12 protein-coding genes are annotated in these 14186 nt (G+C 64.6%); 6 read left to right on the top strand and 6 right to left on the bottom strand.

The genetic code is table 11. The features are described from left to right. The first annotated feature begins 165 nt into the window (after nt 1-165). The 5 genes from AC56PL_RS16915 (at nt 166) to AC56PL_RS16935 (ending at nt 8668) form a co-directional block, all read left to right on the top strand. On the top strand, nt 166-2964 hold the full coding sequence (locus AC56PL_RS16915; protein WP_495516508.1) for an aconitate hydratase AcnA: 2799 nt from the start codon (nt 166-168) through the stop codon (nt 2962-2964). Nucleotides 2965-2978: 14 nt separating this feature from the next. Then, complete coding sequence (locus tag AC56PL_RS16920; RefSeq protein WP_495516509.1) at nt 2979-3545, top strand: TetR family transcriptional regulator; 567 nt, start codon at nt 2979-2981, stop codon at nt 3543-3545. 118 nt (nt 3546-3663) lie between these two features. Then, the gene (locus AC56PL_RS16925; RefSeq protein ID WP_495516510.1) at nt 3664-5190 is read left to right on the top strand and encodes an AMP-binding protein; all 1527 of its coding nucleotides are present in this window, start codon (nt 3664-3666) and stop codon (nt 5188-5190) included. Nucleotides 5191-5313: 123 nt separating this feature from the next. Next, entirely contained in the window at nt 5314-6930 is a 1617-nt protein-coding gene (locus AC56PL_RS16930) for a GMC oxidoreductase (RefSeq protein WP_497154567.1), read from the top strand. Between the two features lie 106 nt (nt 6931-7036). Next, on the top strand, nt 7037-8668 hold the full coding sequence (locus tag AC56PL_RS16935; RefSeq protein ID WP_497154568.1) for a GMC oxidoreductase: 1632 nt from the start codon (nt 7037-7039) through the stop codon (nt 8666-8668). Between the two features lie 70 nt (nt 8669-8738). Here AC56PL_RS16935 and AC56PL_RS16940 read toward each other — a convergent pair whose 3' ends face one another. Next, entirely contained in the window at nt 8739-10370 is a 1632-nt protein-coding gene (locus AC56PL_RS16940) for an ATP-binding cassette domain-containing protein (protein WP_495516513.1), read from the bottom strand. Between the two features lie 37 nt (nt 10371-10407). On the opposite strand from AC56PL_RS16940, the gene AC56PL_RS16945 reads away from it, so the two are divergent. Beyond that, on the top strand, nt 10408-11550 hold the full coding sequence (locus AC56PL_RS16945; RefSeq protein WP_497154569.1) for a lycopene cyclase family protein: 1143 nt from the start codon (nt 10408-10410) through the stop codon (nt 11548-11550). On the opposite strand, the gene amaP is transcribed toward AC56PL_RS16945, so the two are convergent. Genes amaP through AC56PL_RS16970 form a run of 5 tightly spaced genes read right to left on the bottom strand, consistent with a single transcriptional unit; the run spans nt 11544 to nt 14121 of the window. Then, the gene (gene amaP, locus AC56PL_RS16950) at nt 11544-12104 is read right to left on the bottom strand and encodes an alkaline shock response membrane anchor protein AmaP (RefSeq protein ID WP_497154570.1); all 561 of its coding nucleotides are present in this window, start codon (nt 12102-12104) and stop codon (nt 11544-11546) included. The two genes, AC56PL_RS16945 and amaP, sit on opposite strands and share 7 nt — an antisense overlap. Beyond that, nucleotides 12101-13126 carry a hypothetical protein gene (locus AC56PL_RS16955; RefSeq protein WP_497154571.1) on the bottom strand — a complete coding sequence of 342 codons (1026 nt, stop codon included), beginning with the start codon at nt 13124-13126 and terminating at the stop codon, nt 12101-12103. Before AC56PL_RS16955 ends, amaP begins: the two co-directional genes overlap by 4 nt. Then, entirely contained in the window at nt 13119-13298 is a 180-nt protein-coding gene (locus AC56PL_RS16960; protein WP_482139378.1) for a DUF2273 domain-containing protein, read from the bottom strand. The genes AC56PL_RS16955 and AC56PL_RS16960 overlap by 8 nt, the downstream gene beginning before the upstream one ends. Next, nucleotides 13295-13663 (bottom strand): Asp23/Gls24 family envelope stress response protein, encoded by a 369-nt coding sequence (locus tag AC56PL_RS16965; protein WP_497154572.1) that lies wholly within the window; start codon nt 13661-13663, stop codon nt 13295-13297. Before AC56PL_RS16965 ends, AC56PL_RS16960 begins: the two co-directional genes overlap by 4 nt. Next, a complete protein-coding gene (locus AC56PL_RS16970; RefSeq protein WP_497154573.1) occupies nt 13660-14121 on the bottom strand; it encodes an Asp23/Gls24 family envelope stress response protein in 462 nt (153 codons plus the stop codon). The genes AC56PL_RS16965 and AC56PL_RS16970 overlap by 4 nt, the downstream gene beginning before the upstream one ends. Between the last annotated feature and the right edge of the window lie 65 nt (nt 14122-14186).

Raw genomic sequence — 14186 nt, forward strand, 5'->3', positions numbered from 1 at the left:
AGATCCCCCCATCGTTTTACCAGTACGCTTGTACTGCTAGAATCAGAGGAAGCACGGATCGGCGCAGCCCGTCGGTTCGTACCTGCCGGTGATCACGCCGACAAGAGGATCAAGAACCGGCGTTGCCCAGCCGGTGAGACAACAAGACTGGAGCTGACGTAAGCGATGAGTATCGATACATTTGGCGCCCGCGGCACGTTGACCGTCGGTGAGAACTCGTACGAGATCTTCCGCCTCAACGCGGTCGAGGGAACAGAGAAACTCCCCTATTCCCTCAAGGTGCTCGCAGAGAACCTGCTCCGCACCGAAGACGGGGCCAACATCACCAAAGATCACATCAACGCGATCGCGAACTGGGATCCCAGCTCCGAACCGGATACCGAGATCCAGTTCACCCCGGCCCGCGTCATCATGCAGGACTTCACCGGCGTCCCCTGCATCGTCGACCTCGCGACCATGCGTGAAGCCGTCACCGCCCTCGGCGGCGACGCCACCAAGGTCAACCCGCTCTCCCCTGCCGACATGGTCATCGACCACTCGGTGATCCTGGACGTGTTCGGTCGCGCCGATGCCCTCGAGCGCAACGTCGACCTCGAATACGAGCGCAACGGCGAGCGTTACCAGTTCCTGCGCTGGGGCCAGGGCGCGTTCGACGACTTCAAGGTCGTCCCCCCGGGCATGGGCATCGTCCACCAGGTCAACATCGAATACCTCGCTCCGACCGTGATGACCCGCAACGGCCAGGCCTACCCCGACACCTGCGTCGGCACCGACTCGCACACCACCATGGTCAACGGCCTCGGCGTGCTCGGCTGGGGCGTCGGCGGCATCGAGGCAGAAGCCGCGATGCTCGGCCAGCCGGTGTCCATGCTCATCCCACGTGTTGTCGGCTTCAAGCTGTCCGGTGAGATCAAGCCCGGCGTCACCGCCACCGACGTGGTGCTCACCGCCACCGAGATGCTGCGCAAGCACGGCGTCGTCGGCAAGTTCGTCGAGTTCTACGGTGCAGGCGTTGCCGAGGTCCCCCTCGCAAACCGCGCCACCCTTGGCAACATGAGCCCCGAGTTCGGTTCCACCGCAGCGATCTTCCCGATCGACGAAGAGACCATCAACTACCTGCGGCTGACCGGTCGCAGCGACGAGCAGCTCGCGCTGGTCGAGGCATATGCCAAGGAACAGGGCATGTGGCACGATCCCGAGCGTGAGCCGGTGTTCTCCGAGTACATCGAGCTCGACCTGAGCACCGTGGTCCCCTCGATCGCCGGCCCGAAGCGTCCGCAGGACCGCATCCTGCTGTCCGAGTCGAAGGTGGCGTTCCGCAAGGACATCCACACCTACGTGGAGAACAACAACGAAGCCGAGCACACCCAGCTCGACGAGGCCGTCGAGGAGTCGTTCCCGGCGAGCGACCCGGCAACGCTGTGTTTTGCCGACGACGGCGCCAATGTGGGCCGGTCGGCCGCCAACGGCAGCAAGGGACGCCCCTCCAAGCCGATCAAGATCGTCGACCCCGAACTCGGCGAGTTCGTCCTCGACCACGGCGCCGTGGTGGTCGCGGGTATCACCTCGTGCACCAACACCTCCAACCCGTCGGTCATGCTCGGCGCTGCGCTTCTCGCCCGCAACGCGGTCGAGAAGGGGCTGACAACCAAGCCGTGGGTCAAGACCAACATGGCTCCCGGATCGCAGGTCGTCACCGACTACTACGAGAAGGCAGGCCTCTGGCCGTACCTCGAGAAGCTCGGTTACTACCTCGGCGGCTACGGATGCACCACCTGCATCGGTAACACCGGCCCGCTTCCCGAAGCAATCTCCAAGGCGATCAACGACAACGACCTGTCGGTCACCGCGGTGCTCTCGGGTAACCGCAACTTCGAGGGACGCATCTCCCCCGACGTCAAGATGAACTACTTGGCCTCGCCGCCCCTGGTGATCGCATACGGCCTCGCCGGAACCATGGACTTCGACTTCGAGACCGACGCACTGGGCAACGACACCGACGGCAATCCCGTTTTCCTGAAGGACATCTGGCCGTCGACCCAGGAGATCGAAGAGACCATCCAGTCGGCGATCAGCCAGGACATGTTCCGCAAGTCCTACGCGACGATCTTCGCGGGCGATCACCGCTGGCAGAACCTCTCGACCCCCGAGGGCGACACCTTCGCGTGGGACGAGAATTCCACCTACGTCCGCAAGGCCCCGTACTTCGAGGGCATGGCGGTCGAACCGTCGCCGGTCACCGAGATCAAGGGCGCTCGCGTCCTGGCACTGCTCGGCGACTCGGTCACCACCGACCACATCAGCCCGGCAGGCCCGATCAAGCCCGGCACACCGGCCGCGCAGTACCTGGACGCCAACGGTGTGGCGCGCAAGGACTACAACTCGCTCGGTTCGCGTCGTGGCAACCACGAGGTCATGATCCGCGGCACCTTCGCCAACATCCGTCTGCAGAACCAGCTCCTCGACGGCGTCTCGGGTGGATACACCCGCGACTTCACCCAGGACGGTGCCCCGCAGTCGTTCATCTACGACGCGTCGCAGAACTACCAGAAGGCCGGCATCCCGCTGGTCGTGCTGGGCGGCAAGGAATACGGTTCGGGCAGCTCGCGTGACTGGGCCGCCAAGGGAACCAGCCTGCTCGGCGTCCGCGCGGTCATCACCGAGTCGTTCGAGCGCATCCACCGCTCGAACCTGATCGGCATGGGCGTGATCCCGCTGCAGTTCCCCGAGGGCGAGTCGGCCAAGTCTCTGGGACTCGACGGCACCGAGGTCTTCGACTTCTCGGGTATCACCGAGCTGAACGAGGGCAAGACGCCGAAGACGATCAAGGTCACCGCTACCAAGGGCGACGGCCAGGTCGTCGAGTTCGACGCCAAGGTGCGCATCGATACGCCGGGTGAAGCCGATTACTACCGCAACGGCGGCATCCTGCAGTACGTGCTGCGCAACATGCTCAAGAGCTGAGCGGACGCAGTCGGTTGCCCAAGGTCAGTCAAGACCACCTGGAAGCCCGGCGACGACAGATCCTCGACGGTGCGCGCCGTTGTTTTGCCGAATTCGGCTACGACGGCGCCACCGTGCGTCGGCTCGAGGAGGCAACCGACCTGTCGCGGGGTGCGATTTTCCACCACTTCCGTGACAAGGAGGCACTGTTCCTTGCCCTGGCCCACGAAGACGCCGAACGGATGGCCGATGTCGCGGCCAACGAGGGTCTGGTCCAGGTCATGCGGGACATGCTCAACCGGCCTGAAGATTTCGACTGGCTCGGTACGCGGCTGGAGATAGCCCGAAAGCTGCGTACCGATCCCGGATTCCGTACCGAGTGGAAAGCACGTTCGGCGGAACTGGAGTCGGCCACGCTGGCGCGTCTGGAGCGCCAGCGTACGGCCGGCCGTCTTCGTGATGATCTGCCAACGCGTGTTCTGGTCGCCTATCTCGACCTCATCCTCGACGGACTCACGACCCGTCTGGCATCAGGCGCGGCCACCGATGATCTGCACGCGGTGCTCGACCTCGTCGAAGAATCGGTACGCCGGTCCCAATAACGGAACCGGTTTACCTCGGCTGACGCCGAAATGCCCGCGTACGTAGGCCTTCCTGTGATAGTCCTGGTTAACATATCGCGGTCAGTCGGACCGCGGTCGCCAGAGTCGGAGGTCGTCGATGTTCCCGGGTAATTTTGTCGACAGCACGCCGGACAAGGTTGCTGTCGTGCGCCCCGCGACCGGTGAGTCGATCACCTATGCCGAGCTCGATCAGCGCTCGACAAAGCTGGCCCATTACTTGAGGGACGTCGGGCTCGGCCGGGGCGACAATGTCGCGATGGTGTCGAACAATGACATTCGCATGCTCGTGATCTATTGGGCGGCACTGCGTTCCGGCATGTATGTCACAGCCATCAACAATCATCTGACCGCCGAGGAGACCAACTACATCCTCGGCGACTGTGGCGCTGTGGCGCTGTTCGCCTCCCCCGAGGTCGCCGACGTGGTCAGCCGTTCCGGCGAGGTCACCACGCTCGCCCATCGAATCGCCTGGGGCGGTGACCTTCCCGGATTCGAGTCGTATGACACGATCCTGGCGCAGGCCTCGGACGCACCGCTCGACGATCAGCCGCGGGGCCAGGACATGCTCTACTCCTCCGGTACCACCGGCCGCCCCAAGGGCATCAAGGTTCCATTGCAGGACGGTCAGGTCGACGAGATCCTCGATCCGTACACGCCGGTCTTCTCCGCCATCTACGGCTTCGACCAGGACTCGGTGTACCTGTGCCCGGCGCCGCTGTATCACGCTGCGCCGCTGCGGTATTGCGGCATGGTCACGTCACTCGGCGGGACCGTTGTACTGATGGATCGGTTCGACGCCGAGACCGCCCTTCAACTGATAGACGAGTACCGGGTGACCCACAGCCAGTGGGTTCCGACGATGTTCATCAGGATGCTGAAGCTGCCCGACGACGTGCGATCGAAATACGACGTCAGCAGCATGAAGGCCGCCATCCACGCCGCGGCGCCCTGTCCACCCGAGGTCAAGCGGGCGATGATCGAGTGGTGGGGCCCGGTCATCAACGAGTACTACGCGTCCACCGAGGGTTCCGGTGCCACGTTCATCGACAGCGCCGGTTCGCTGGCGCACCCGGGATCGGTGGGTAAGCCGTTGCTCGGCATCGTCCGTATCTGCGGCGACGACGGTGCCGAACTGCCCATCGGTGAGATCGGGACCGTCTACTTCGAACGCGACGAATTACCTTTCCAGTACCACAACGATCCCGAAAAGACCCGGGAGGCACAGCATCCCGACCATCCCGCCTGGACCACCAGCGGTGATGTCGGATATGTGGATGCCGACGGTTTCCTCTATCTCACCGACCGCAAATCCTTCATGATCATCTCCGGCGGGGTGAACATCTACCCGCAGGAAGCCGAGAACGTCCTCATCGGACACCCCGATGTCTATGACGTCGGCATCATCGGCATCCCGGACCCGGACCTCGGCGAGGTGGCGAAAGCGTGCGTCCAACTCGAACCTGGTGTCGTTGGAAATGAAGAACTCGCCGAGGAATTGATTGCGTTGGTCCGTTCGCGGCTTGCCCACTACAAGGCGCCCAAATCGGTCGACTTCGTCGACTCACTACCCCGCACTCCCACCGGGAAACTCGTCAAACGCGAGCTGCAGAAGCGCTATCTCTGACCGGATTCCGGTGGCCGACAGGACGACTGCTCGACTCGATATGACAACGCAAATAGGCCGTGTTGGTTAGGTAAACCTCGCCTAACAGATATAGGGTTCGCCTATTCTCAGGAAGGCGAAACAATGACCGGATCAGACACTGTCACCAGTCGGCGCACCGTACTGCGGGCGGCCACGGGGGGTGCGGCCTTTGCGGCAGCCGCTGCGATCGCACCCCGTGCTGCTGCCGGTACGGCACACACGGGCCCCACGGCGATCGTCATCGGAAGTGGGTTCGGCGGTGCCGTTGCCGCACTGCGCCTTGGTCGGGCCGGCGTCCAGACGACCGTGCTCGAGCGGGGCCGGCGGTGGCCGATTCGCCCGGACGGCAACACTTTCACCGATCTGAACAACCCGGACAGGCGGGCAGCCTGGTTCAGCACCAAGCCACCGATCAATCCGCTGACGAGTTTCACCTCGATCGAGCCCTACCCCGGCCTCATCGACCGTATCGAGGGCAACGGAATCGATTCGATGTACGGCGCCGGAGTCGGTGGCGGTTCACTGGCGTTCGGTGCTTTCACACCCACCCCGCGCAAAGTCGACTTCGAGATGGTGTTCCCCGATGTCGCCGATTACGACGAACTGATCCGGGACTACTACCCGACCGCTCGGACGATGCTCGGATCGAGTCCCATGCCCGCCGACATCCTGGCTCATCCGCAATATCGCGGCGCCCGGGTCTGGACGAAGACCCTTGCCGACTACGGAGTCGAGCCGGTCCCCCAGGACTTCGCGGTCGACTGGGACATCGTCCGCGACGAATTGGCAGGTAGGGCAAAGGCATCGCTGTCCGTGGGCGGCGGGCCGTACGGCGTGAACTCCGGCGCCAAGAACTCCGTCGATCACAACTATCTCCCGTCCGCCGAGGCCACCGGCAACGTCACCATCAAGCCGATGCACGAGGTCTTCGAGATCCGGCCGCGAGAGCGGGCCAAGGGTTTTGTGGTGAAGGCCCGGCTCATCGACGATCACCGCCGCACGGTCAGCATCGAGACGTTCGAGGCCGACTACCTGTTCATGGCCGCCGGGTCGTACTACACGACGTCCCTTTTGGTGACCGCCCGCGCGAACGGCACTCTGCCCAACCTGTCCACGCATGTCGGAAACGGGTTCGGTTCCAACGGCGACTTCTTGATCATCCGGACCCTTCTCCGCGACGACGTCGGATACGCCCAGGGCGGTCCGGGTCTGTCTCGCATGTACGAGGACCGGCTACCGGGCGGACCGGTGTCGATGATCTATCAGGCGACACCTTTCCCACAGATCGCCGGCGGGTTCACCACCACCCACATGGTGCAGACCCACACCCCGGACCGCGGGACCATCTCGTTCGACCGGGCCACCGGCGAGACGGTCCTCGACTACCCATTCCCGGGTGGACAGTCCATCGGAGACAAGCGGGCGATGGCGTTCGCCGGGCATTTCCACGAGCGCACCGAAACCCGCTTCGGGCATCCGGCCAACGGCATCCCGGTGTACCCACGCGAGGGGGACTTCGGTTCGGCGGCCACCTTCCACGGTCTCGGCGGAGTGGTCATCGGGAAGGCGGCCGACGAGAACGGCAAGGTCCACGGTTACGACAACCTCTACGTCACCGATGGTTCGTTCATGCCCGGCGCCGTCGGACTGGTCAACCCGTCGCTGACCATCACCGCGATCGCCGAACGCACGATGGACCGGTTCGTGGCGAATCTCTGAGCCGGACAGGCCGCCGACCAGCGCAGCTGTGTGGACGCTGAAAGGGATTAGGTAGAACACATCACCGCGGCTATAAGTTTTCCAACCCCCTTCGGGAAGGCGAACCATGAGCGCCGGCGACACGTTCACGTCCACACGGACCGTTCCCAGACGCACTGTTCTGCGAGCGGCGGCGGCCGGCGCGGCGGTGGCTGCCACCGCCGCGGTGTCGGGGCGCGCACGCGGAGCTCCCGCGGGCGGATCAGCTCCGACGGCGATCGTCATAGGCAGCGGCTTCGGGGGCGCGGTGGCAGCACTGCGGCTCGGTCAGGCAGGTGTGTCCACCACTGTTCTCGAGCGGGGCAGGCGATGGCCCATCAGACCCGACGGCAACACCTTCGCAACGGTGAACCAGCCAGACGGCCGGGCGGCCTGGTTCAGCACGAGGGCCCACATCAACGGTTTGCTGTCCCCGCCCATCAATGCGTATCCAGGCCTGATCGACCGCATCTTCGGGAATGGTGTCGATGCGATCTACGGGACCGGCGTCGGTGGTGGATCGCTGGCGTTCGGCATGTTCACCTCGGTGCCGCGCCGGGTCGATTTCGACATGATCTTCCCGGCATTCGCGAACTACGACGAACTCGTCAGCACCTACTATCCGCGGGCCAAACAGGTGTTGGGTACCTCACCATTGCCCGCCGACATCCTGGCGCATCCGCAGTACCGCGGTGCCCGCGCATTCCTGAACACCTTGCGCGACTACGGAACCGAACCGATCCCCACCGATTTCGCCGTCGACTGGGACATCGTCCGGGAAGAACTGCGAGGTAGGCGAAAGGCATCGGTGAGTGTCGGCGAGGGACCGTACGGCATCAACTCCGGGGCCAAGAATTCCGTCGACCACAACTACCTGCCCGCCGCCGAGGCCACCGGCAACGTCACCATTCGGCCGATGCACGAGGTCTTCGACATCCGACCGAGGGAGGGCGCCAAAGGTTTTGTCGTCACCGCCCGTGAGATCGATGAGAACCACAACACCGTCCGCGTCACGAGCTTCGAGGGCGACCACCTCTTCATGGCAGCCGGATCGTTTTACACCACATCACTTCTGGTGGCGGCGCGGGCACGGGGAACGCTTCCGGCGCTGTCGCCGACCATCGGCACCGGCTGGGGCACCAACGGCGACTTCCTCATCGTGCGGACCCCGTTGCGAGAGGACCACGGGGCCGCACAGGGAGGCCCCGGCAACGTCAAGATGTACGAGGACCGGTTGCCCGGAGGTCCGGTGGCGATGAATTATCAGGCAACACCGTTCCCGGAGTACGCCGGTGGGTTCTCCACCACGAACCTGATCCAGACCCACACCGATGAACGCGGCACCATCGACTACGACCGCGCCACCGGCAGGACGGTTCTGAACTTCCCGTACCCCCGCGAGAACACGCTCGTCGATCAACGTGCATCCCAATTCGCCTGGCACTTCCACGAACAGACCGAAACCCGATACGGTTTCCCGGCCAACGGGATTCCGATCTACCCGCAGGCCGCCGACTTCGGTGCCGCCTGCACGTATCACGGCCTCGGTGGTGTGGTGATGGGTCAGGGAGCAGACGAGAACGGTCGCGTCCGCGGCTACGACAATCTCTACGTCGTCGACGGCTCGTTCCTGCCCGGTGCCGCCGGACTGGTGAATCCGTCCCTGACCATCACCGCGATCACCGAACGCACAATGGACAGATTCGTCGCCACCCTCTGACCTTCGAAACTGTGCCCTTTTGGCGGACAAAACCCCTGGTCGCGCCCGCCAAAAGGGCACATCATCGGGTTCAGGCGAGTTCGATGATCTCCTGGTACTCGGCCGACCAATGGTCCTCGGTGCCGTCGGGCAACAGGATCACCCGTTGCGGATCGAGGGCCGCTGCGGCGCCCGGGTCGTGTGTCACCAGGACCACGGCACCCTTGTAGCTGCGCAGCGCGTCGAGCACCTGTTCGCGTGAGATCGGGTCGAGGTTGTTCGTGGGCTCGTCGAGCAACAGCACATTGGCCGCCGACGACACCAGTCCGGCCAAGGCCAGACGGGTCTTTTCACCACCGGAGAGCGTTCCGGCCGGCTGATCGAGCTGCGGGCCGGTGAACATGAACGCGCCGAGCAGACCACGCAGGTCCTGCTCACCCGCATCGGGCGCGGCGTGACGGATGTTGTCCCAGACGCTCGCGTTGTCGTCGAGCGTGTCGTGTTCCTGCGCGAAGTAGCCGATCTTCAGGCCATGACCGGGTTCCAGCGTGCCGCGTTCAGCCTTTTCGGTTCCGGCGAGCAGTCGCAGCAGCGTGGTCTTACCAGCGCCGTTGAGTCCGAGCACCACCACGCGACTGCCGCGGTCGATGGCCAGGTCGACGCCGGCGAAGATCTCCAGCGACCCGTACATCTTGGTCAGACCCGACGCCATCAGCGGGGTCTTGCCACAGGCAGCAGGTTCCGGGAACCGGATCTTCGCGGTCCGGTCGGACACCCGCTCTTCGTCGAGATTGTCGAGCATGCGGTCGGCACGCTTGAGCATGTTCTGTGCGGCAACGGCTTTGGTGGCCTTGGCACCCATCTTCGCGGCCTGGACGCGCAGCGCGCCCGCCTTCTTCTCGGCGTTGGCGCGTTCGCGCTTGCGGCGCTGCTCATCGGTGGCGCGGGCGTCGAGATACTTCTTCCAGCCCATGTTGTAGATGTCGGGCTCGCCGCGGACCGCGTCGAGGAACCACACGCGGTTGACGACGTCTTCGAGCAACTCGACGTCGTGACTGATCACGATCAGTCCGCCCTCGTGGTTCTGCAGAAATCCGCGGAGCCAGCCGATCGAGTCGGCGTCGAGGTGGTTGGTCGGCTCGTCAAGCAGGAGCGTGGTGCCGGACTTGCCGCCGCTGCCGTCGGATGCCGCAAACAGGATGCGGGCGAGTTCGATTCGGCGGCGCTGACCACCGGAGAGCGTATTGAGCGGCTGGGCCAGTACGCGGTCGGGCAGGCCGAGGCTGTTACAGATGCGGGCGGCCTCCGATTCGGCGACATACCCACCGAGGGTCGAGAAGCGATCTTCGAGCTGTCCGTACCGTTGGACGGCCTTGTCGAGGTCCTTCTCGTCGACGGCCTCTGCCATCAACGCCTGCTGCTTCTCCAGATCACGCAGCAAGGTATCCAGGCCGCGAGCCGAGAGCACCCGATCCTTCGCGATGACCGCCAGGTCGCCCTCACGCGGATCCTGGGGCAGGTAACCGAGCTCCCCGCTGTTGACGACCGAACCCGCGTAGGGCTCGCCTTCACCGGCGAGAATGCGCATCGTGGTGGTCTTGCCGGCACCGTTACGGCCCACCAACCCGATGCGATCGCCGGGTTGCACCCGTAGCGCCGGACCAGGGGCGCTCAATAGGGTGCGTACGCCCGCGCGTACCTCGAGGTCAGTTGCCGTAATCACGACTTACCAGTCTACGGCAAGGCGATACGGTGCTCGTATGACAACTCGTATCGCCGACCTGGCGGTGGTGGGAGCCGGGCCATCGGGTCGCGCACTTGCGCACCGAGCCGCGCGCGCAGGCCTGCACGTGGCCCTGATCGATCCCCAGGTCGAGAGTCTTTGGAAGCCAACATATGCGGCGTGGGGCGATGATCTGCCGAGCTGGCTCGACGGCTCCGTGATCGCGGCGAGTTGTGAGGCCGTAGCGGTATTCACACCATCGCACCGTCGCCTCGAGCGGCAATACGTGACTTTGGACACGGCCGCGCTGCAACAATCGCTGACCCTTGATGACCACGTCGTGGTCCATGCGCAGTCGGTGTCGGCAGTGCACCCCACCTCGGTGCATTTGGACGACGGAACGCAGCTCGATGCACGGGCGGTGGTCGATGCGCGCGGGCTCCGAGACCCCGCAGCGCCCGCGCAGACCGCCCATGGCGTCGTCGTGGATCGCGCCCTTGCGGCTCCGGTCCTGGGCAGCGACAGCGCCATCCTGATGGACTGGCGCGGCGCAACCGCGCATCGGACGCCGTCGTTTCTCTACGCAATCCCATTGGACGACAACCGGGTACTGCTCGAAGAGACGTGCCTGGCCGCGGCGCCCGCCATGCCCATCGCGGTGCTCCGCGAACGGCTCGGTAAGCGACTGGCACGGTTCGACATCGATCTGGGATCACTCGAGGTGTCCCAGACGGAGACAGTGAAGTTCGCACTGTCCGACAGTTCGAGGTTGCCATGGGACTCGCCGGATTCGCTGCGGTTCGGGGCTGCAGGCGGAATGGTCCATCCGGCAACCGGTTACAGCGTCGCTGAAACGCTGTCGTCGGTCGATCAGCTCGTACACGCCTATGCTCGTGGCCGCGATCCGGTCAAGGCTCTGTGGCCGCGTCAGGCCCGGGCGGTGTATCGACTCCGACTACGCGGACTTGCAGTGCTGCTCAACCTGTCCTCAGCCGACCTCACCGCCTTCTTCGATGCATTCTTTGCCGCGCCCGCCGCGATGCAGCGCGCCTATCTGAGCGATCGCCACCACCTCGGTGGGACTCTCGGAGCGATGGTGGGCACCATCTCCCATGCCGATATCCGCCTGTCCGGCACCATCGTCCGCTCGGCCTTGAAGACCGGCGGGCCGAATCATTGATTCGGTGTGCGGTGCAGCAGGATCCGAACCTCGACATCGGCCCCGGCGAACGACAGTTCGAGTTGATGCCGGATTGCGCGCAGCAACTCGATGAGGTCGCGGCCTTCGGCAGCAGGGTCTGCGGTCACCGTCAGCTCGAGCGTCGGGGTCCTGCCGTCGACGAAGGCCCGCGTTTGTGTCGAGTGGATCTGCGGGTGCCGTTCCAGTGATTTCGCGGCTGCTTTCCCGACATCGGACACCGATACCGTGCGTTCACCGCCGACCGCACCCGATGCAGTACCCACCACGACAGACCGAATCCTGTTGGGACGCAGGTTGGCCAGCACCAGCCACAGTCCCACGACAGCCAGGACAACGGTGGCCACGAGCATCGACCACGGCCACCACCCCTGCTCCGGCGCGGTGTAGATCTCGTAGTCGTTGATCTGCTCGATTTCGTCGACGACCACCGCAACCTGTTGCCACCAGAGCAATGCGACCGCACCCACCCCGAGAAGGATGAGCCCGATCAGACCGACCACGAGTCGGTCCACGAGGTTCAGGGTGCGTTTCACCTTTTCTCCCCCTCGTCTGTGGACCCCTCGTCTGTGGAGGCATGCGCTGGGTCGGCCGCAGGCGCCCGATAGTCGAGCGCCACCCGTGGGGCCGTTTCGAGCCGGGCCAACGCGGTGTCCAGACGCTCGCGGAGCGCGGCACTGTCGCTGCCTTCCCGGCCACGCACAGCGATCTTTGCGCGGCCCCTGGCAACCGTGGTGGTCGCCGAAACGGTGTCCTCTTCATCGAGGGCGATGGCGCTGATCCGCCGGGCGATGTCCACGTCGCGCGTCCACAGCCCGGATACCGCCAACGGCCGGTGGGTGCGCGGTCGGGGTCGAATCGCCAGGTACAGCAGCCATAGGCCCACCACGACGGCGGCGATGGCAACGGCAACCATCCACGTCTGCCAGCTGGTACTCGCGATCCACTGCGTCGCATCCGCTATCCAGGCGCCAGAATCGTAATAGCCCTGAGCCACCGCGAATTCGCGCCCGGCGAGCAGTGCTCCGACGATCAACAACACACCGATCAGTGGCGCGATCCGCCCGGCGCCGGGATAGGACCGTGGCGGTTTGCCGCCACGCTCGGAAACCGTGTCGGAGGAATTCTGTTGCGCCGTCACGATATTCGCGACCTCTTCGGACAGCAACAGTCCTTCCGATTGGCTCACCGCCACAACATCGACATCGACCCGCGACGGGCGCCGACCGGTGAGTCGGATCAGGACATCGGTGACGTGTGACTGCACCTGCGCCGCCACCTCCGCTGCCGACGCGGGCCAGCACACGGCGATCTCGATGGTGATCGCCGGATGCCGGGTGCTCGAATCCGACAGCGCGCGAGGCAGATTGCGACCGGTCAACGATCCGAGTTTCACCGACTGCGGCACCACTCCGCGAACCTCCACAGCAGCCTCGCGCGCGATCTTCACGTTGACCTTCGGCTCGATCTGCAACGCACCGCGGATCGCAGGCCGGGCCGGCCCGGTCAACTCCAGGTCGGCTGTCTCGGTCGATTGCGCGACTGCCGCCTCAGCCACGGCCTTTGCTCCGCAACAGGACACCGAGGTCGATACGTCCATCGCGATGTGCCCCGATGGCCAGGCCGACCACCGCAAACACCACAGCGATCATCAGGCCGGAAAAACCTCCGGTGGTGATGGCCAGGGCAAGCAACAGACCGACGAACAAGCCCACGATTGTATTGCTCATGATTCTCTCGTTTCTGGTGCGTTCACTCCGCTGCTCGGTGCCCCACTCACTGCCTCTTCAACCGCTGCCTCTTGGACCGCTGCGGTGACGACGTCTTCGACAACAACCATGCAGGGCAGTGGCCGGTCCAGCTGCGCAAGCGCCGCGATCCGCACCGCCTGGGCCACCTGCTGAATATCGGTGTCGAAGTAGACGATCACATGCACCTCCACACCGGCCTTGCCGATCCGGACGCCGGATACCCGGTGCCCCGGCAGATATGTCGCCACATCACCGAATGTCCCGGCATGCAGGTCGGCAACACCGTCGACCGCCATGACCGCATCCCGGACACGTTCGGCAACTGTGGTCGGTGGTCCGGTCACTGGACCCGCGACACTGTCTGCCCGTCGAGAGCGGTGGTCGTGTCATCGGTGTCCAGGTGGACGTCGTGGACCGTGATATTGACCTCCGTGACCTCGAGCCCGGTCATCTTCTCGATCGCGTCGATCACATTCGACCGAACCGACTCCGCGAGTTGGTGGATCGCAACGCCGTAATTCGCGACCAGGCCGACGTCCACGGCTGCCTGCTTCTCACCGACCTCGACCGAGACACCCTGTGTGACGTCGGTCGACGCGCCTGGAATGTTCTCGCGCAACTTGCCCACGGCACGGGCCGCGCCCCCGCCGAGGTCGAAAACCCCGTCGATCTCCCTGGTCGCGATCCCGGCGATCTTCGACACCACCACGTCGGCGATCGTTGTCGTTCCGCCCGAAGACTCGGAGTCGTCCGAGGTTTCCTTGGTCAACCCGACATGGTCGGGGTCTGCAGAAGTTGTCATCTCGAGTCCTCCACTCGTCATGCTTCCCAGGTGGGATGGACTAGGGCATATGAACCCGGTCCACT

It is taken from the genome of Williamsia sp. Y721, assembly GCF_059683565.1.

What these genes read in the sequence shown, in the direction of transcription:
- AC56PL_RS16915 (WP_495516508.1), top strand. Translation starts at nt 166, where the DNA reads ATGAGTATCGATACATTTGGCGCCCGCGGCACGTTGACCGTCGGTGAG.
- AC56PL_RS16925 (WP_495516510.1), top strand. Translation starts at nt 3,664, where the DNA reads ATGTTCCCGGGTAATTTTGTCGACAGCACGCCGGACAAGGTTGCTGTC.
- AC56PL_RS16930 (WP_497154567.1), top strand. Translation starts at nt 5,314, where the DNA reads ATGACCGGATCAGACACTGTCACCAGTCGGCGCACCGTACTGCGGGCG.
- AC56PL_RS16935 (WP_497154568.1), top strand. Translation starts at nt 7,037, where the DNA reads ATGAGCGCCGGCGACACGTTCACGTCCACACGGACCGTTCCCAGACGC.
- AC56PL_RS16945 (WP_497154569.1), top strand. Translation starts at nt 10,408, where the DNA reads ATGACAACTCGTATCGCCGACCTGGCGGTGGTGGGAGCCGGGCCATCG.
- AC56PL_RS16960 (WP_482139378.1), bottom strand. Translation starts at nt 13,298, where the DNA reads ATGAGCAATACAATCGTGGGCTTGTTCGTCGGTCTGTTGCTTGCCCTG.
- AC56PL_RS16970 (WP_497154573.1), bottom strand. Translation starts at nt 14,121, where the DNA reads ATGACAACTTCTGCAGACCCCGACCATGTCGGGTTGACCAAGGAAACC.